21 protein-coding genes are annotated in these 17,585 nt (G+C 38.6%); 10 read left to right on the top strand and 11 right to left on the bottom strand.

What is annotated here, in order from left to right; translation table 11 throughout:
- Positions 1-7 precede the first annotated feature (7 nt).
- From J0M37_04255 to J0M37_04230, 6 genes are all read left to right on the top strand, one after another.
- Positions 8-541, top strand: a complete 534-nt coding sequence (locus J0M37_04255) for a hypothetical protein (protein ID MBN8584285.1) — start codon at positions 8-10, stop codon at positions 539-541.
- Positions 534-992 carry an SRPBCC family protein gene (locus tag J0M37_04250; GenBank protein MBN8584284.1) on the top strand — a complete coding sequence of 153 codons (459 nt, stop codon included), beginning with the start codon at positions 534-536 and terminating at the stop codon, positions 990-992. Before J0M37_04255 ends, J0M37_04250 begins: the two co-directional genes overlap by 8 nt.
- A 14-nt stretch (positions 993-1,006) precedes the next feature.
- Positions 1,007-1,549 (top strand): putative metal-dependent hydrolase, encoded by a 543-nt coding sequence (locus J0M37_04245; GenBank protein ID MBN8584283.1) that lies wholly within the window; start codon positions 1,007-1,009, stop codon positions 1,547-1,549.
- Between the two features lie 122 nt (positions 1,550-1,671).
- Positions 1,672-1,950 carry a hypothetical protein gene (locus J0M37_04240; protein MBN8584282.1) on the top strand — a complete coding sequence of 93 codons (279 nt, stop codon included), beginning with the start codon at positions 1,672-1,674 and terminating at the stop codon, positions 1,948-1,950.
- Positions 1,928-2,878, top strand: coding sequence for a threonine/serine dehydratase (locus tag J0M37_04235; GenBank protein MBN8584281.1), 951 nt, complete (start codon positions 1,928-1,930; stop codon positions 2,876-2,878). The genes J0M37_04240 and J0M37_04235 overlap by 23 nt, the downstream gene beginning before the upstream one ends.
- 18 nt (positions 2,879-2,896) lie before the next feature.
- Positions 2,897-3,277: a hypothetical protein gene (locus tag J0M37_04230; protein MBN8584280.1), complete on the top strand. Its 381-nt coding sequence runs from the start codon at positions 2,897-2,899 to the stop codon at positions 3,275-3,277.
- A gap of 128 nt (positions 3,278-3,405) precedes the next feature.
- Here the strand turns inward: J0M37_04230 and J0M37_04225 are convergent, their stop codons facing one another.
- The 5 genes from J0M37_04225 to J0M37_04205 all read right to left on the bottom strand — a co-directional run bounded on the left by J0M37_04225 (position 3,406) and on the right by J0M37_04205 (position 9,200).
- Positions 3,406-4,392 carry a cytochrome C gene (locus tag J0M37_04225; protein MBN8584279.1) on the bottom strand — a complete coding sequence of 329 codons (987 nt, stop codon included), beginning with the start codon at positions 4,390-4,392 and terminating at the stop codon, positions 3,406-3,408.
- Positions 4,393-4,442: 50 nt separating this feature from the next.
- Positions 4,443-6,527: a T9SS type A sorting domain-containing protein gene (locus tag J0M37_04220; protein ID MBN8584278.1), complete on the bottom strand. Its 2,085-nt coding sequence runs from the start codon at positions 6,525-6,527 to the stop codon at positions 4,443-4,445.
- 33 nt (positions 6,528-6,560) lie between these two features.
- A complete protein-coding gene (locus J0M37_04215) occupies positions 6,561-8,654 on the bottom strand; it encodes a T9SS type A sorting domain-containing protein (GenBank protein ID MBN8584277.1) in 2,094 nt (697 codons plus the stop codon).
- A 98-nt stretch (positions 8,655-8,752) separates the two neighbouring features.
- Positions 8,753-8,890 carry a hypothetical protein gene (locus tag J0M37_04210; protein MBN8584276.1) on the bottom strand — a complete coding sequence of 46 codons (138 nt, stop codon included), beginning with the start codon at positions 8,888-8,890 and terminating at the stop codon, positions 8,753-8,755.
- 106 nt (positions 8,891-8,996) lie between these two features.
- The gene (locus J0M37_04205; GenBank protein ID MBN8584275.1) at positions 8,997-9,200 is read right to left on the bottom strand and encodes a hypothetical protein; all 204 of its coding nucleotides are present in this window, start codon (positions 9,198-9,200) and stop codon (positions 8,997-8,999) included.
- A 211-nt stretch (positions 9,201-9,411) separates the two neighbouring features.
- On the opposite strand from J0M37_04205, the gene J0M37_04200 reads away from it, so the two are divergent.
- The 3 genes from J0M37_04200 to J0M37_04190 are packed head-to-tail and all read left to right on the top strand — an operon-like array spanning position 9,412 to position 12,960.
- Positions 9,412-10,959, top strand: coding sequence for a hypothetical protein (locus tag J0M37_04200; GenBank protein MBN8584274.1), 1,548 nt, complete (start codon positions 9,412-9,414; stop codon positions 10,957-10,959).
- Between the two features lie 10 nt (positions 10,960-10,969).
- Positions 10,970-12,508: a hypothetical protein gene (locus tag J0M37_04195; protein MBN8584273.1), complete on the top strand. Its 1,539-nt coding sequence runs from the start codon at positions 10,970-10,972 to the stop codon at positions 12,506-12,508.
- Positions 12,509-12,525: 17 nt separating this feature from the next.
- Entirely contained in the window at positions 12,526-12,960 is a 435-nt protein-coding gene (locus tag J0M37_04190) for a hypothetical protein (GenBank protein MBN8584272.1), read from the top strand.
- Between the two features lie 5 nt (positions 12,961-12,965).
- Here the strand turns inward: J0M37_04190 and J0M37_04185 are convergent, their stop codons facing one another.
- From J0M37_04185 to blaOXA, 3 genes are read right to left on the bottom strand one after another with little or no spacing between them, the layout of a single operon-like run.
- Positions 12,966-13,358 carry a GNAT family N-acetyltransferase gene (locus J0M37_04185; protein ID MBN8584271.1) on the bottom strand — a complete coding sequence of 131 codons (393 nt, stop codon included), beginning with the start codon at positions 13,356-13,358 and terminating at the stop codon, positions 12,966-12,968.
- A complete protein-coding gene (locus J0M37_04180) occupies positions 13,355-14,266 on the bottom strand; it encodes a TIGR01777 family oxidoreductase (protein ID MBN8584270.1) in 912 nt (303 codons plus the stop codon). The genes J0M37_04185 and J0M37_04180 overlap by 4 nt, the downstream gene beginning before the upstream one ends.
- Positions 14,267-14,269: 3 nt before the next feature.
- Entirely contained in the window at positions 14,270-15,037 is a 768-nt protein-coding gene (gene blaOXA / locus J0M37_04175; protein ID MBN8584269.1) for a class D beta-lactamase, read from the bottom strand.
- A 21-nt stretch (positions 15,038-15,058) separates the two neighbouring features.
- On the opposite strand from blaOXA, the gene J0M37_04170 reads away from it, so the two are divergent.
- Complete coding sequence (locus tag J0M37_04170) at positions 15,059-16,279, top strand: hypothetical protein (protein MBN8584268.1); 1,221 nt, start codon at positions 15,059-15,061, stop codon at positions 16,277-16,279.
- A gap of 234 nt (positions 16,280-16,513) precedes the next feature.
- Here the strand turns inward: J0M37_04170 and J0M37_04165 are convergent, their stop codons facing one another.
- Genes J0M37_04165 through J0M37_04155 form a run of 3 tightly spaced genes read right to left on the bottom strand, consistent with a single transcriptional unit; the run spans position 16,514 to position 17,570 of the window.
- Positions 16,514-17,233 (bottom strand): hypothetical protein, encoded by a 720-nt coding sequence (locus tag J0M37_04165; protein MBN8584267.1) that lies wholly within the window; start codon positions 17,231-17,233, stop codon positions 16,514-16,516.
- Complete coding sequence (locus J0M37_04160; protein ID MBN8584266.1) at positions 17,230-17,412, bottom strand: hypothetical protein; 183 nt, start codon at positions 17,410-17,412, stop codon at positions 17,230-17,232. Before J0M37_04160 ends, J0M37_04165 begins: the two co-directional genes overlap by 4 nt.
- A gap of 8 nt (positions 17,413-17,420) precedes the next feature.
- Positions 17,421-17,570, bottom strand: coding sequence for a hypothetical protein (locus tag J0M37_04155; protein MBN8584265.1), 150 nt, complete (start codon positions 17,568-17,570; stop codon positions 17,421-17,423).
- Positions 17,571-17,585 lie beyond the last annotated feature (15 nt).

Below are 17,585 nucleotides of genomic sequence, written 5' to 3'. Positions count from 1 at the left end.
ATTAGAAATGAAAATAATCATAATTGGAAATGGCGGAAGCGGAAAATCAACTTTAGCGGATAAACTTGGAAAAAAATTAAATCTTCCCGTAACACATTTAGATACAATTACTTTTGGAAAAAACTGGGTTCGCCTGGATGAACGTGAACATTTACAGAAACTGACGGTAATTTTAAATAGTGCCAGCTGGATAGTTGAAGGCTGGTCGTACCAGTCTACTATAAAAACCAGACTAAATGCTTCAGAAATCGTAATCTACCTTGCATATTCTCCATGGTTCAGTTATTTAAACGCCGTTAAAAGACATTTTCAATATACATTCAGACAGAATCCGTATGACCCGCCAGATAGCTGGATCTGGAATAAAACAATCAGAATGTTCAAAGCTATGAATATTGTGAGAAAAGTATATGAACCGGAATTCAAAAAATGGCTGGAGGAATACAGGGATTCAAAACTTATCTTTGTGATCAAAAAAAGAAAAGAATTGAACTCACTGGAAAATATATTAATAAACATGAAAATGCACAATAATGAATAATCTCCGTACAATTTTCAGGGAGACGCTTGTTAACCAAACAATTGAAGAAGTATTTGCTTTTTTTTCTAAAGCCGAAAACCTGAATATAATTACTCCGCCAGAGCTTAATTTTAAAATTGTTACCCCGCTGCCAATTGAAATGAAACAGGGCGCCTTTATTGATTACAGGATCAGGCTGAGCGGAATTTCTTTTAAATGGAAAACAGAAATAACCACATGGGAACCTCCTTACAGGTTTGTTGATACACAGATCAAGGGTCCGTACAAAATATGGATACATGAACATATTTTTGAGTCACACCCAAATGGAACAATTGTCAAAGATATAGTATCATATCTTCCCCCGGGAAGAATTTTAGAGCCTGCAATACATAAACTTGCTGTAAAGAAAAAACTGGAGCACATTTTTGATTACCGCATGGAAAGAATAAAAAGTATATTTAACAAATAATCAAGCTCACTTAAATGAATCAAACTGATCTTCAAGCTCTCAGGTATCCAATTGGTGAATTTTCACCTAAAGAAAGTTACACACCGGATGATGTTAAATGGTATATTAATACCATCGAACTTTTTCCCTCAAAAATTAAGCAGGCGATAAACGGCTTAAACGATGAACAGCTTGATACTCAATACCGCCCCGAAGGCTGGACCATAAGGCAGGTGGTGCATCATGTAGCTGATAGCCACATAAACAGCTACACTAGATTCAAACTGGCGCTCACCGAAGATAACCCTACGATCCGTCCATACGAAGAAGCTGATTGGGCAGAGTTGCCGGATGCTAAATCAGGCTCACTTGAGCTTTCACTGCCGCTGCTTGAAGCCCTGCACAGAAGGTGGGTAGTAATGCTAAAGGGCATGAAGCCCGGTGATACAGAACGCAGGCTTTACCACCCCGGCAGCATGCAGCAAATGACGATTGCATCACTTATGCATTTATATGCATGGCACTCGGATCATCATTTGGCACATATTGTTAATTTAAAAAAAACTAAAGGCTGGTAACCAGTACGTCTCCAAAGTGCTTTGTCATTGCTACAAAAGCAGGAATCTGCAAAAACAAAATAATAATAAATTCCCCTCTTGAGAGGGGTGTTCGGCTTTAGCCGAACGGGGTGTGTTAAATTTTGAACGAAAAATTACTTATAGATATCACCGGCTGGGCAGGTTCAGTTTTTGTACTTGCAGCGTATGGATTGCTTAGCCTCCACAAAATTACTGCGCACTCAAAACTATACCAGGCACTGAATATAGCAGGAAGTATTTGCCTGATAATTAATACTTTGTTTTATTATGCATACCCCTCAACTTTTGTAAATATTGTTTGGCTCATAATTGCTATATTTGCAATAATAAAAATTTACAAATCCTCTTCAAATAAAAATGGCGATCGAGCTTCCCGGTAAAGAAAAAATAAGATTAACTGCAGATCATCTGAAACCATTTATTCACAGAACACCGGTATTAACATCCAGGCTAATAAATGAAATAACTGAAACCGAGATTTTTTTCAAGTGTGAAAATTTTCAGAAAACCGGTTCATTTAAAATACGCGGAGCATTGAACGCTGTTTTACAGCTTTCTCCGGAAGAAAAAGCAAACGGTGTAATTACACATTCTTCTGGTAATTTTGCGCAAGCGCTTGCATATGCGGCTAAATGCTCCGGAATTAAAGCAACAATTGTAATGCCTGAAAGTGTCATACCTGCAAAGCGTGATGCAGTGCTTGGCTACGGTGCTGAAATAATTTATTCCGGCAATAATCCCTCTGACCGGGAATCCAAATGCGAAGAAGTTCAGAAAAAAACCGGAGCTGTATTCATTCATCCTTCAAATGATATTAATGTCATTACAGGGCATTCTTCCTGCGCGGTTGAGCTGATCGAGGAAGCAGAGCGGCTCGATGCAGTTATTACGCCGTTAGGCGGAGGTGGATTGTTAAGCGGTATTGCGCTTGGGTTTTATAATTTTTCAAAAGCTACCGCTGTTTTTGGCGGAGAGCCTCTAAATGCCTCGGATGGCTATGAAAGCATTAAAGCGGGAAAGATAATTCCGGTTAAAAACCCTAATACAATCGCTGACGGATTGCGGACATCGCTGGGTGATATTACTTTCCCTGTCATTAAGCAATTTGTAAAAGAGATAATTACAGTTACCGAAGATGAGATAATAAATGCTATGAAGCTGATATGGGAAAGAATGAAAATTGTAATTGAGCCTTCCAGCGCAGTTGCGTTTGCTGCCCTGCTGAAAAACATTAGCGGGTTTAAGAATAAAAAAATCGGTATTATTGTATCAGGCGGCAATGTAGATCTAACACATCTTCCTTTTTAAAACCAAAAATTAAATATAATGAAGGCAGAGATAAAATTCGTTAAAACCAGGGATTTCATCAAAACTACTGCTTCAGGACAGCTTAACCTGGAACAAAGCAAAAAAGTGCTGGAAGAAATTGCCAGATTAAACACTCCGGATGATCTTCATGATATACTGGTTGATATCAGGGAAACAGAACCGGGCCTGTCACTCTCAGATATTTACGAGCTGGTTACCGCTGTAGGTAATCATCGCCAGGCTTTCAGGAAAAAAATTGCGATCCTTCTGGGAGCGCAGCATGATTTTGATAAGGCTAGATTTCTGGAAATGTGTGCTTCTAACCGGGGATATAATGTTAATGCTTTCGATGATTTTGAAGAATCAGTCAACTGGCTGATGTGTGAAGATGAAGAATAGAACTCATTGCAGATTTATAAAAACGGGGAGGTAACCACTCCTCCCCGCCGTTCAACTAACCCCCTAACTGTAAAGGAAACTCATGTGATAATTTTCCGTATTAAAACCCTGCATTGAAGCTAAAAATATTAATATTGAGTTTTCACAGAAAATTTTTCAACCTGGTTCTTTACAGCCGGGACGGTTCTTAAATACTCATAAATTGCGCCAAGGTCTTCTTCGGTTAAGCCAGCGTATATTGTCCACGGCATAATAGTCTGGAACTCACCCGGCTTATAAGGTGTATTTCCATATGCGGGATCGCTGCACTGTTTAAATCTTTTTATAAACTGTTCCTTTGTCCAGAGCCCAAGCCCGGTTTCGTTATCAGGTGTAAGGTTCGCTGTTCTTACAACCGTATTGCCCGGCAGGTTGAATTCAATACCGCCGGCAAATTCTTTCCCGGGAATAGGTGCGCCGTCTTTTGAAGGTGTATGACAGTCACTGCATGATGCTCCCCTGGTCATATACTCGCCGTAAGCTATTATATTGCTTTTATCCGGTTTTGGCGTGAATTGTTTTTCTGTGGGTATCGTTTTCATTATCATGCTCATTGGGAAGTTTGCATGGCTCTTCGGCGGATCATACTGAATTGAAGGCAGTGTCCTAATATAAGCTACCACTGAATAAATATCTTCTTTATCCATTTTTCCGTAGACAAGGTAAGGCATTATCGGGAAAAGTACGGTGCCATCTTTGCTTATACCTTCTGTTATCGCGCGAACTAACTCACCATCAGTCCAGTTACCCACACCATGCGGAGTAATGTTCTTTGAGTAAAATGTGCCCGGAAGACCCATTTCTTCATCAAATTTTTCTCCGCCTTTTCCTTCTGTTCCGGGGGTTATCGGACCCGAGAGCTTCGAAAAATCCCTGGTGGAATGGCAATCTACGCAGCCGGCTGAATGATTAAATATGTACTTTCCTCTTTCAAGCCTTGCCGGTGTTACTTCGATCTTTATATCTTCTGCTGCTATTTGTTTCGGGAATTGCTGGTTAAAATATACATATCCCGATACACCCAGTACTGTGATCAACCCCAGGAATATGAATATTATTTTTTTAAATTTTTTCATTAGTTTTAGTTATTTAAGTTATATGTTAGTTGAATTATTATTTATATGAATTATTTAACAAGTATCATTTTCTTTGTATCGCTAAAGCTCAACCCATCCCTGCCGGTTACATCAAGCCTGTAGAAATACACGCCTGAAGAAAATCCTGACCCAACAAAACTCTTTTCATAGCTTCCGGCCATCATATTGCCGTACGCAAGTTCAGTTATCAGCATTCCGGTTACATCAAATACCGAAAGCTTTACATTTCCTTCCGAAGGAATTGAGAACTTAATTTTTGTTTCAGGATTGAATGGGTTCGGATAGTTCTGTTCAAGTGAGAATTTTGAAGGAACACCGGTATTATTGTTGCCTGTTGATGTTACATTCAGCCCGTATTTCAATATTGTTCCATAATAACCAGCCGCAATAATATTATTTCCGGCGGCTACACCAAGCTCATTTATTGAATTAATAGTAACCCGCGGTTCTGCAATCCAGTTGATGCCAGTATTGGTTGTTTTATAGATATTTCCGTCATCCGCTGAGGAATAACCGGTTGTGCTGTTGATAAATGCGATGGAATTATGCTGAAATGATCCATGCTGCTGCAAATCCCAGTTAGCGCCGCCGTTTGTTGTCCTGAAAATGATACCAAAGCTGCAGGCAGCAAATCCTGTGCTTGCATTCACAAAATGAATATCATGTACAGATGAATTTACGCTTGTAACCTGTGACCAGTTCAGGCCGCCATTCACAGTTCTGAAGAGCTTCTGGTTCATTCCGCCTGCAAATCCGGTTGATTCATCAAGAAAATAAACGCTTTCAAAGGAATGGCTTGTGCCTGTATTGATCGGGGTCCAGTTAAGCCCGGCATTTGTTGTTTTACTGACAACACCCATATCCCCGGTTACAAATCCGGTATTTGAGTTAATAAACTGCGCGCCGTAAAGATCTGAAGTTGTTCCCGGATCTATTGTTACCCAGTTCAAACCGCCATTTGTTGTGCGCTTAAGGTTGGGGGTAGAACCTGCAATTATTCCGGTATTTGCGTCTGCAAATTCTATACAATTGGTAAAGCTCATATTTACCGGTGTTGGGAACAGGCTCCAGCTGTTACCGCCATCGGTTGATTTATATACTATCCTGTCTTCTGCTACCATATAGCTAACCAGCGGTGTTGGAGTTGAAAGTCCCGATATATTCGTTATTACATTATTTACAACCGGGCTCCAGTCATTGCCGCTGTTTGTTGAACGGAATATCCTTCCGCCTGCAGCTGTCATAAATCCTTTGCCGTTAATAAATGTCAATGCTCTGCCTGAAAGCGGTACTCCTAATGTCTGGGTCCAGTTAACACCGCCATTAGTGGTTTTATAAACCCTGCCAAGCTCAACAACTAACGAACCGTTATTGGCATCTGTAAAGAAAATATCATTAACTGTAGCAGATGTTGCCCCGCCAACAAGGAACCATGACTGACCGTCATTCGTGCTTTTTAATACTTCTCCCTGTGTGCATGCAGCATAACCGGTACCGTTTGCAAAAAATAATTTTGTTATAAAAGTAGATCTGCCTGTATTTACAACTGTCCAGTTGGCGCCGCCGTTATTTGTTTTCTGAATTGCGCCAATGCCGTTTGGTATGTAACCTGCATCCGGGCTTGTGAACCATATCGTCCAGATATCAGCGCCGGTCCCGGAATTGTATGCAGTCCAGTTAATTCCGCCGTTTGTTGTTTTGAACATTTGTCCTGATGAGCCTGCTGCAATTCCTGTGTTCTGGTCAAAGAACTGTATAGCTCTCATCGTTCTTGGTGTATTGATATTTACCTGTGACCATGTAGAGCCGAGGTCAGTTGATTTAAGTACAAGGCCGCTGTCTCCGCATGCGTAAACAGTTGTTAAAGTAGCAAAAAATATCTTCCATATATCGCGCTGTGTGTTTACACTAACTGCATTCCAGTTTAAGCCGCCATTGGTTGTTTTAAGCATTGTTCCAAGAAAGCCTGCGGCAAAGCCAGTATTATCATTTATAAAGCTAACTGCATTAAGCGGGTTGCCCTGCGGCAGCGGGTTAACCCATTGCCAGCTTTGAGCAAATGATCCGCTTACAGCTATTATTAAGATCGTTATTATATATTTTAAATTTTTCATTATGTTTATCTTTTTCGGTTATTATCCTGTATTTTACTTTACGAGTATCATTTTCTTTGTATCACTGAAGCTTACACCGCCTGTTGATATTACATCAAGCCTGTAGAAATATACGCCTGATGAAATCCCGGTGCCGTCAAATGCTATTTCATAGCTGCCTGTTGGCATTTTTTCATTTATCAGGGTCTTCACTTCCCTGCCCGTTATATCAAATACTGTAAGCCTTACATTACCTTCTGAAGGAATTGTGAACTTAACATTTGTTGAAGGATTGAACGGGTTCGGAAAGTTCTGCTGAAGTGCATAAGTTGCAGGCAGCATATTATTATTGCCATTTCCGGTTGATGTAAGATCAGGGGTATATTTAAGCATGTTACCTTCTTCGCCAAATAGCATTAGCTTTGAAGGTGATACTATACTTAAAGTCCTGATAATATTTCCTGATTTTGACTGTTCTTTTACCCATGTATCGCCTGCATTGTGCGATATAAACAACTCTCCGCCAGAACCCACAGCATAAGCGGTATTATTATTCAGGAATTTCACATCATTGATTGTAAATGGTGTTAACCCTGTGGTTGATACCCAGTTATTGCCAAGGTTAGTTGATTTCATAATTCTGCCGAAAATACCTGATACCAGAATTACACCGTTTTGATTAGAAACGACCTTTGTTAAAATTGAAGTCGTTCCGGTTGCAAGCGAATCCCAGCTGTTTCCTGCATTTGTTGTTCTTAAGACCAAACCATTGTGACCTGTTATAAAACCTGTATTATCGTTAACAAAGCTTATACCTGTCAAATAAACATTTGAGGTGTGTGTGGAAATTGTCCAGTTATCTCCGCCATTGGTTGTTCTGTATATTTTTCCTGGATCCCCGACAGCATAACCGCTGGAAGTTGAAGTGAAATGAATTGACCAACCGTACATTCCTGCAGCTATTTGATTTCCCTGCCAGTTTGCGCCGCCATTGGTTGTTTTTATATAATACCCGCTTGAATGAATTCCGTATCCAAACTGGCTGTTTAGGAATTTGAGTTCATAAATGTAAGAACTGATTAAACTCTGAATTTCAGTCCAGTTTTCTCCGCCGTTGGTTGTCTTAAGAAATTTATTGCCAAATGCGCCGATAAACCCAGTATTTGCGTCTGCAAAAGCGCTGGAATAGATTGTACCCGTTTGGGAAGTAACTTTCCCCACCCAGTTTGTACCTGCGTTTGTTGAAGTATATACTTTTCCGCCTTCTCCAACGGCAATAAAGCTGTTAGTAAAATTATTAGTTATTCCTCTGAATGGTGTGTGCCCGAAATAAACCGGAGTCCAGTTTACACCGCCGTTGGTTGTTGTCCATATAGCGCCCTGCTCGCCTGTGATCGCACCAAAATTTCCCACAAATGATACATCGTAGAGACCTGATGTAGTTATGGAAATACTTGATTCAAATGTTGTTCCGAAATTTGTGGTTTTCAGTATTCTGCCCTGTGTACCAACAATGTAACCTGTTCCAAGAGTATTAAAATACATCCTGAATAGTGATGATGTCGTTCCGGTAGAAACTGTATCCCAGGTAAGACCTGAAGTTGTTGTTTTAGCAAAAAATCCCATATCGCCGGCTATGAATCCGGTTGTTTTATTGATAAAATGTATGGCATTAAAATTCCTGGTATATGGCACCGTGATCAAATGCCAGCCCGCACCCTGGTTTGTGGTGCGTACAATTTTCCCGCCAAAGCCGACTGCAAAACCTGTATCCCTGGAAGGAAAGAAAATTCCCCTTAAAGATGTTGTTACCGGGGTCTGTGTAACAGCCCAGTTACCGCCAAGATTCCATGTGTTTATAACCGTACCGCTATCGCCGCATGCAAAAACATCATTTAACCATGAATATGTTATATCATACATGTGTTTTTTGGTGGGTACGTTCAATACCTGCCAGTTGCTTCCCATATCAGTTGTCTTCATAACTGTTCCAAGCATACCAACGGCAAAACCTTCGGTGTTGCTGTTCATTACCACTGACTGGAGATTGTTACCCTGCGGTTTGGGATTTACCCATTCCCATGTCTGCGGATAAACCGCTGAAGCCGCCAGAAGTAGTGTTAAAATTATTCTTTTAGTTATTTTCATTATTGTATATTTTATTAGTTAGTTAGATTAGTTGTTTTTGTTTTGTGCTTTTTTCATCCCCCTTCAATATTCTCATCAAAGGGGGATTCCAAAAGAAATTACCTGGAGGAGTAATTTAATTTTTTTAATGCTTCGTTTTTATCTTTCAGGTCTTCCCTGTAGCTGCTGTAAACTGCATATAGCTCTCCGGCTATAAGTGTAAAGATTATCGAAAATATTGCAATTACTGTTATCATTTTTTATTCTTTCTTTTTATTTTAGATTGGTTAGTTTTATTTTTAATTGATTCTTTGTTCTTGTTCGTTTTGCCTTTTAATGTATTTTCCGGTATGGATCTGTTTTTTAATATATCTTTGCTTCCTGATGGATCTTTTCCGGGCTTTCCGGGTACCTCGGAATTATTAATTTGTAATTTTCTGTTTCCTGTTTCACTGCTTCTTTGGTTAACTGACTGTTTTCTTTTACTGCCCACTGCAGCCCCAGGATCGTAAGCAGTATTATTACGAAAAAAAGTGAAAGCAGGTGTTTTAATATTTTATGATGCATTGTATTATTTCCTTTCAAATCTGTTTGAGAGCATTAGTATTTCTCTCTTATGAAGCAAAGATATGTTTTAATGACCGCCGGGAAAAATTGAATTTCCCCATAAATTAAAGGCTGATGGAGTTATTTGATGGTTTTAATTTGCAAAAATCCATTAATTTCGCTATTTTTCAATAAATTTGATTAATTTTCGAAAGTATAAATTTAAGACCGGTTGAAAACAGTAAGTGATGACCTCTTCAGGCTCATAAAAACCCTGAATAAATCAGAAAAAGGCTATTTTAAGAAATTTGCCGCGAAAAATGCTGGCGGAAGCAGGCAAAATTACCTGGTCTTGTTTGATGCAATTGACAGTATGGAAGAATATGATGAAGACCTGCTGCGGAAGAAATTAAAAAAAGAGACTTTCTTAAAACAGATCGCTGTATACAAAGTATATCTGTTTAACCTGATACTAAAAGCATTGCACCAATATGGCGCACAGGATAAAGCGGAAGAAAAGCTTACAGACCTTATGATAAATATCAAGATCCTTATTTCACGGGCCTTATTTAAGGAAGCAGGCAAGCTGATAAAAAAAGCGAAAGAGCTGGCATATAAATATGACAAGCTGAAATTCATTCATGAGCTTCTGGGGGCTGAAAGAAATTTACTGTTCGCATTCCCCGATAAGAATATTTATACCAAAAGAAAACAGATATTCAAAGACCAGACAGATTATATATTAAAGCTTAATGAATTCTTTGAATTCAGCTGGCTTGTTGACCGAATGACTATCCTAGTTGATCACCAGGCTGATTTTAAGCATTCGCAGAAAACAGATGAAATGGAAAAGATCATTAAACACCCGCTGTTAACCACTGAAGCAGCAGCAAATACTTATACAACCAGCCTTTACCAGACCCATACCAAGCTGCTTTATTACACAGCTAAAAGGGAAAATGAAAAAATTTACGAATACCTGAAAAAAGAAATTACTCTGGCAGAAAAAAATCCGCATTTTATAGATGAAAATCCGCAGAACTATGCTTTTGGACTTATAAACTTTCTGTTATGCTCCAGCTACAGCCACAAACGCAATGATATCAGGGAAACTATCATGAAGCTTGGCAGCCTGAGGCGCAGGCTGAAAAATAAGATATCACAGCATGAAGAAATAAATATATTCTTCTATGCTGATAATATTGAAATGCTGATATATGAACAGAATTGTGACCTGAAAAGAGGCCGGCTGAAAGCCCGCGCTATCGAAAAAAATCTGAAGAAATTCAAAGATAAAGTACCTGCCCAAAGGAGAATAATCCTGCTCACAGACCTTGCTTACTTTTATCTGCTTGACGGAGATCTTGACCAGGCTCTGCATTTTATCAATATTGTACTCAATGAAGCAAGCTCTGATTTCAGAAGCGATGTATATGAGTTTGCCAAGGTATTCCAGCTTGTTGTGCATTTTGAGCTTGGTAATTTTGACCTGCTTGAATATCTTGTAAGCTCAACCGAAAAATTCTTCAAAGAAAAGAAAAAGCTGCTTAAATCAGAAGCTGCGGTTATTGAATTCTTTAAAAAGGTTATAAAGGTCCGTGAAGATGAACTGGATGAGCTGTTTAGTGAATTGAAATATAAGCTTAAAAAAGAAGAAAAGAACATCCATGAGCAAAGCTTTCTTGTCTTCTTTGATTTTATATCATGGGCTGAATCCAAACTCTCCGGCAGGCAGTTTGTTGAAGTATTAAAACAAAAAAATAAACAAAATAGAGCTTAGGGACTGAAAATTGAAAACAGTAAGCGATGATCTGTTCAGGCTGATAAAATCAATGAACAAATCAGAGAAAGGATATTTCAAAAAGTATGCTGCCAAAAATGAAGCAGGCAGCAAACAGAATTATATCCTTTTATTTAACGCTATAGATTCGATGAGTGAGTATGATGAAGATCTGCTGAAAAAAAAGCTGAAAAATGAATCATTTATAAAACAGCTTCCGGTATATAAGGTTTATCTGTTTAACCTGATCTTAAGATCGCTCGGGCCGAATTCAGTATCTGCTGATGCTGGAACCCGGATGAAGGAATATATTGAAAACTCAAGGGTACTATCATCCAAAGCCCTGTTCCGTGAGGCATTAAAACAGCTGAAAAAAGCCAAGGAGCTTGCCAGGAAATTTTCCAATTACCTGATCCTACTTGATGCTCTAATTGCCGAAAGAAATATTCTGGCTGTAATGCCCGATAAAAATATTTCAGAAATGAGAAAACAGCTTTATGAAGAGGAAATTGAAACTGTAAGAAAGCTGAAAAAGAACTTCGATTACAGCTGGCTATCAGACCAGATGGTTATTTGTGTAGAACAAAAAGGTGATTTCACTGACTCAGAGCGAAGCAAGGAAATGGATAAGATCATGCAAATGCCGCTTATAAGTAAATATAGCAGTGCTGAAGACCTTAATATGGAATTTTACCTTTTACATACAAAACTATTCTATCATTTAGGCAGAAATGAATTAGTGAATGTAAAAGAACTGCTTCAGCAGGAAATTGAGCTTCTTGAAAATAACAGGCATTTCATTGAGGATAATCCGAGGAATTACTCCAGCGCACTGATTAATTATCTGATGTTTTCTCAGTTGACCGGACACAGAAACGAAGTACTTTCGGCAATCACTAAGCTTAATGCTTTAAGAAAGAAATTAAAAAATAAGGTACCGCTCTCGCTTCAGCTGCAGATTTCATTTCATGCGGCAAACTCTGAAATGCTGGTATATAAAAGCTCTGCTGATATAAGAAGGGGGAGAAATCTTATAAAAAGACTTGATGATGAGCTCCCCAAATACGGCAATGAAATTCCGCCGCAGTTAAGGATCTCCTTATTAAGCAATGTTGCAGCATTTCTTGTAATGGATGGAGATTATGAACACGCTTTGAAATACAACAACAGGCTTACAGAAGAATCAGGATTGAATTTTAAAAGTGATGTTTACTTATTCGGCAGAATGCTGAACCTGGTTATTCATTACGGCCTGGAAAACTATGACCTCCTGGAATATAATGTTGAAAACACGTACAAATTCTTCAGAGAAAAAAATGCTTTAAAAAAAGCCGAAGCCATTATTTTTACACATTTCAAGAGGCTGGTAAAGGCAGAGCCCCGGGCACATAAAGAACTTTTCAGGGAACTTCATTTTAATCTTAAAAACCTGCCTGTGGATAACAACATACAAAATCTATACAGTATGCTTAATTTTTCAATATGGGCAAAAGCTGAAGCTGAAGGAGTTACTATGATGGAAGAAATAAAAAGATCAAGCAATAAATAATAAAAATTATATTTAAAATGAAAACAATTTTTACGGTAGTTTTATTAATTTCTTTAATGATGTGTACCGGTTCTTTAAGCTCGAAAACTCAGGCAGATTCGGTAAAAAACAGCAGCGAAAAGGCAGATTGGGAAATGAAAGTGTATTATTTTGTTTTTCTAAACGCTGTAAAGGATAGACCGGTGATTGATTCAGCTACAGCAATGGAAATTCAAAAAGGACATATGGAAAATCTTGAAAGAATGTATTATGAAGGTAAATCAAAACTAGCAGGACCTTTTATGGATGGCGGCGAAATGCGGGGAATTGTAATTCTGGATGTAGTTTCGGAAGAAGAGGCCCGCGAACAAATGAACCGCGACCCTGCAATTATCAACGGCAGATTAGAGGCAGTAATTAAAAAATGGTACGGGCCGGCAGGTTTAATAGTTGAACCGAAATCAAGAAAATAAAAAGTTTATATCCTCTCATAATTACGTTTTATCATACCGGTTGCTTTTGTTAAACCTGTATTTTTATAAAACCTTTCCAGGTTTTCATCGCAGCAAAGGTCTATCATATAATATTCTTTAAGTAACTCAAGCATTCGTTTTACAAGCTCACTTCCTATTCCCTGTTTTCTGTACTCCGGCAATACTTCCAATAGCGGAATGTACGCAGAAAGAGTTTTATCTGAGATTGCAGTTATAAAGCCTACTATCTTATTACCATCTGATGCAATTATTACATAATCACTATTGTTAAGAATATCCAGTCTTTTGCTCGGTTCCGGTTTTTTAGGCCAACCTTCAAAAAATGGTATAAGGTCAGCTTCAATTATTCCGGCTGTATTATTTCTGTAATTTATCATTTTACCTTCAGTATATCCCTCCATGCATCTGTATCATGTTCAAACCTGAATTTAAAACCGGCATCAATTATCTTTTTGGGAACTGCCCTCCTGCCATCCAGCACTACTGCTGACATTTCTCCAAGTACAGCCTTTAACATGAATGCCGGTACCTGCGCAAAAGCCGGCCTTGAAAGCAGCTTTGCAGCGTGTTTTATAAATCCGGCATTTGTTTCCGGATATGGAGCGGCTGCATTATAAATACCCCGAATGTTACTGTTTTCAACAGCATAAATATACATATCAACCAGATCATCAATATGTATCCATGAAACATACTGTTTGCCGCTGCCAAGCGCTCCGCCAACGAACATTTTAACAGGTAAAATAAGTTTTTTAATAGCTTCGGAATCCTTAGCCATTACCAGGCCGGTCCGCAGTATTACAGTTCTCACATTCAGCGTTTCAGCATTTATTGCTGCCTGTTCCCAGTCATTGGTTAATTTACCCAAAAAGCTTCTGGCCGGGGGGGCGTTTTCAAACATATTTTTGCTGCCTGTATCTCCGTAATAATCCACACCTGAAGCGCTTACAAAAACCTCCGGTTTTTCAGGCATTGCCCTGAACAAATCTACCAGGCTATTAGTAATATTTATACGGGAATCATAAAAATCTTTTTTTGCGCTTTGTGTCCACCTTTTTGCTCCTAAATTTGAGCCTGCAAGATTTATTACCGCGTGGATTACTTCATTTTTTAAACTTAACGTACTATCAAGGCTTAATATTTTTTTGGCATCCTTAAGCTTCCCTGCTGCAGCTTCTGGATTGCGGGTTATTGCAATATAGTTATCACCATTTTGAATTATTCGCCGGGTTAAATATCCACCAATGAGCCCTGTTGCACCGGTAATAAGAAAAGTTTTTGGCATATGTTATTTAATTACTCCGAGATCCCTGAATATTTTTTCTGTAATTGCCCGCCTTGATTCAGCAAAACGCGGATTATCTTTTTCTGTTTCTATATTTATAGCATAAAAATATATATTGTCGCTTTTTTCTATCCACCCAACCAGCCACCCTATATTTTTATTGCGTTCAAAACCCCAGCCAGTTTTTCCGCGTAAAATATGGTCTGCGGTTGAATCAAGCATAATTATGTTCTTTAATATATCAACTGATCTTTTTGAAACCGGAAGCTCATATTTATATAGCTTCTTCAGGAATTCGATCTGTTCAGCCTGCGAAATTTTCAGGCTGCCTTCCAGCCAGAATTTATCAACACCGCTTGAAATATCCATGTTCCCGTAATTGAAGGCATTCAGCATTTCCTGCATTTTATCTGCGCCTACTCTTCGCGCAAGCTCTTTATAATACCAAACACAGGAAAACCTGATCGCATCCTTCAGTGTCAGGTCTTTATCGCAGGTTTCCCTGCTTTTGGTTCCGTCCCAGGGAATAATAAAATTTTCATCGGCTATAACACCTGTTTCTAAACCAATAATACTGTTGGGTATTTTGAATGTTGAGGCAGGCGTAAAACGGGTAAAACAGCGTGATGAATCATAATAATAATATTTATCTGCGTACATATCATATACCATAAATGAACCTGTAACATCATATTCATCGAAGTATTTCTTAATATCCTGCGAATGTACGGTAAAGCTGGTTAAGAACAATACGGTTAATAAAATTTTCATGTTAAAAATTTATGTATTTAAATGTTACCGGAATTTACAAATATTGCAGTTATGAGCTCACCTGAAGAATACAAAAATAACCTGTTAAAGTTTGATTTACAATCATTCCTTAATGACTACCCCGGGGCTACATCACTGAATCTTAAAAATTCATTCCCTGTAAACTACAGGCTGCTGGCTGCCCAGTTGGCACTGTACCCTAAAGCTGCCCGAAAACTTCCAATATTCACTTCTAATTGGTGTTATTTAACCACAAAAAGCTATGAACAGGCCAGCTCTGAAGCTGCGGCGGAATTTAAAGCATCGTTGTTCAAAGGCGGCAAACTTCTGGATCTCTCAGGCGGACTTGGGATAGATGATATTGCATTTTCGGCTAAGTTTAAAAATGTCACCTCGATTGATAGTGACGGTGAATTAAATCTCCTTGCTGAGGTGAACTTCAGAAAGCTTGGGATTACCAATATAAAACGAATAACCGCAAAGGCTGAAGATTATATCAGAGAAGATATAACTGCAGAACTTATATATCTTGATGCTGACCGCAGAGCAGACAGTTCCGGTAAAAAGTCAGTTACACTGCATAATTCCTCACCAAACATCCTGCACATTCTGAAAAGATTATTCACAATATCCTCCCGGGTATTGATAAAGCTTTCACCGCTCACTGATATTACTTATATAAAAAAGAACCTGGATAATATTAAAAGGTTCTGGGTTATATCGATCGAAAATGAAGTTAAGGAAATTCTTGTGCTGCTTGAAAGAGATCACACAGGCAGCCCTGCTGCCGCGGCAATTAATATATTGAATAATGGAAGTATACAGGAATATTCAGAAAACAGAACATTTACCTCTCAACACAGTCCTGATACAGACCAGGTTTATTTTATTGAGCTTTCTGCCTCACTCATAAAAGCAGGACTTGCTGAAAATTACGCTTTAAAATATAATTTACTTCAGGTATCTGATACCGGAAAGTATTGCACATCTGGCGTGCCTTCAAACGTGAGCTTCGGAAGACAATTCAGGATAGTTGCTCACTTCCCGTTCGGGAAATCAGCAGTAATAAAGTACCTGAAAGAAAAATCGATACGCCAGGCTAATGTTTCGGTAAATAATTTCCCTGTTAAGCCTGAGGAGATCAAAAAAGTATTCCGTCTAAAAGATGGAGGCGAAGAATATTTCTTTTTTACAGCAAACGATAAGAAAGAAAAGCTTTTTTACCATTGCAGAAAAATATAAAAAAAGGGGTACAGCCTGTTAGAGCCATACCCCATGGGATATTAGAGGAGAATCATGTTGCCATGACCTTTGAAGCACTCGTTAATTAAAGTTTTTCAACTTCATATCCCTTAAAATTAATATTCTGATTTAATTATCATCAGGTCTGCCGTCTTTATTATCATCCCTGAAGCCGCGTTCCAGCGTTTTTTGCTGGTCCCGCTTTTCTGCATAGCGGGATAAACTTAATACGATTTAGTTATCATCAGGTCTACCATCTTTATTATCATCCCTGAATCCGCGTTTGAACGAATTCTTTAAATTATCATCTATCAGATCATCATTTGAAGAATTTGCGGGGTCAAGCACATTACCGTTATTCATAAACCACAATGAAGGATTAACCAGTAATGTTATATTCCTTGAACCGTTGCCGGTTGTAAGCGGTGTGCTTAGATTTATTATTATATCAGCGCGTTTCCTCGATTTATAAACAAAGGCATTGCCGTTATATGTACCTTTTATGATAAATGAATACCTCTGGTTGCCGCTAGTTCCTTCACGGAATTCAGGGTCAGGTATCGGCTCAGTATCTTCCGGTTTATGTATCTGTAATTTGATCTTATTCCACGTACCTGAAGGAAGGTTCGCTGCTGTTACGGAAATTACCTGCCCGCCTGTGTTAAAATATATCACAACCGGTGATATCCTGATCTCCTGGCTGATGCCTGAAGGTTCTGTTTCAAGCTCAATTTCAGTAATAAGAGCTTTGGCTTCGGTTATTACCGGGTAGTTTGCGCCGGTAACGCTTTCATCAAGCTTAACGCTTAAGCTTGTATTATCGGTTGAATTTCCGGTTCCGTTTGAGTTTGTAACACTGCTGCTATCGCCGCAGCCTGAAGTAAATGCCAGTAAAACTATAAATAATATGCCCAGCAATATGGTTGTACCTATAGATTTTTTTTGTGTGTTCATTTGTTCCTCTCTTTTTCTTTATTTATGACCAGTTCATCATAAATTTTCTTGTTTAATTTTTCTTTTTTATGTTCATATTCTGCCTCGTTAATCACGAACATTCTCCCGTTTACGAACACCCACATATAGGTGTTTATATCCCTCTGGTAAAGCTTATCCCATTTTGCTTTAATTGTCACTTTCTTTTTTATTCCCCTATTCCTAAAACGCTTAAAGCGTTGACTATATACCCTGAAAAACCGGGCATTGAAAGCAGTATAGGAAGTGTCATAGCAAGTACTGCGAGTGCAAATAAAATGTTTTTAAAAGATTTGATGATTACTGAATTAAGATCCATAATAGTATTCCCCCT

The organism is Ignavibacteria bacterium (assembly GCA_017303675.1).
Taxonomy (GTDB): domain Bacteria; phylum Bacteroidota; class Ignavibacteria; order Tepidaquicellales; family OLB5; genus OLB5.
The sequence above is the reverse complement of the archived record's forward strand: the minus strand, read 5'-3'. Positions and strand labels throughout refer to the sequence as shown.

Excerpts from the sequence above, each read along its gene's own strand:
- J0M37_04165 (MBN8584267.1), bottom strand. The coding sequence starts at position 17,233 with ATGAACACACAAAAAAAATCTATAGGTACAACCATATTGCTGGGCATA.
- J0M37_04255 (MBN8584285.1), top strand. The coding sequence starts at position 8 with ATGAAAATAATCATAATTGGAAATGGCGGAAGCGGAAAATCAACTTTA.
- J0M37_04190 (MBN8584272.1), top strand. The coding sequence starts at position 12,526 with ATGAAAACAATTTTTACGGTAGTTTTATTAATTTCTTTAATGATGTGT.
- J0M37_04180 (MBN8584270.1), bottom strand. The coding sequence starts at position 14,266 with ATGCCAAAAACTTTTCTTATTACCGGTGCAACAGGGCTCATTGGTGGA.
- J0M37_04205 (MBN8584275.1), bottom strand. The coding sequence starts at position 9,200 with ATGCATCATAAAATATTAAAACACCTGCTTTCACTTTTTTTCGTAATA.
- J0M37_04220 (MBN8584278.1), bottom strand. The coding sequence starts at position 6,527 with ATGAAAAATTTAAAATATATAATAACGATCTTAATAATAGCTGTAAGC.
- J0M37_04235 (MBN8584281.1), top strand. The coding sequence starts at position 1,928 with ATGGCGATCGAGCTTCCCGGTAAAGAAAAAATAAGATTAACTGCAGAT.
- J0M37_04245 (MBN8584283.1), top strand. The coding sequence starts at position 1,007 with ATGAATCAAACTGATCTTCAAGCTCTCAGGTATCCAATTGGTGAATTT.
- J0M37_04230 (MBN8584280.1), top strand. The coding sequence starts at position 2,897 with ATGAAGGCAGAGATAAAATTCGTTAAAACCAGGGATTTCATCAAAACT.
- J0M37_04185 (MBN8584271.1), bottom strand. The coding sequence starts at position 13,358 with ATGATAAATTACAGAAATAATACAGCCGGAATAATTGAAGCTGACCTT.
- blaOXA (MBN8584269.1), bottom strand. The coding sequence starts at position 15,037 with ATGAAAATTTTATTAACCGTATTGTTCTTAACCAGCTTTACCGTACAT.
- J0M37_04215 (MBN8584277.1), bottom strand. The coding sequence starts at position 8,654 with ATGAAAATAACTAAAAGAATAATTTTAACACTACTTCTGGCGGCTTCA.
- J0M37_04210 (MBN8584276.1), bottom strand. The coding sequence starts at position 8,890 with ATGATAACAGTAATTGCAATATTTTCGATAATCTTTACACTTATAGCC.
- J0M37_04250 (MBN8584284.1), top strand. The coding sequence starts at position 534 with ATGAATAATCTCCGTACAATTTTCAGGGAGACGCTTGTTAACCAAACA.
- J0M37_04225 (MBN8584279.1), bottom strand. The coding sequence starts at position 4,392 with ATGAAAAAATTTAAAAAAATAATATTCATATTCCTGGGGTTGATCACA.
- J0M37_04155 (MBN8584265.1), bottom strand. The coding sequence starts at position 17,570 with ATGGATCTTAATTCAGTAATCATCAAATCTTTTAAAAACATTTTATTT.
- J0M37_04170 (MBN8584268.1), top strand. The coding sequence starts at position 15,059 with ATGTTACCGGAATTTACAAATATTGCAGTTATGAGCTCACCTGAAGAA.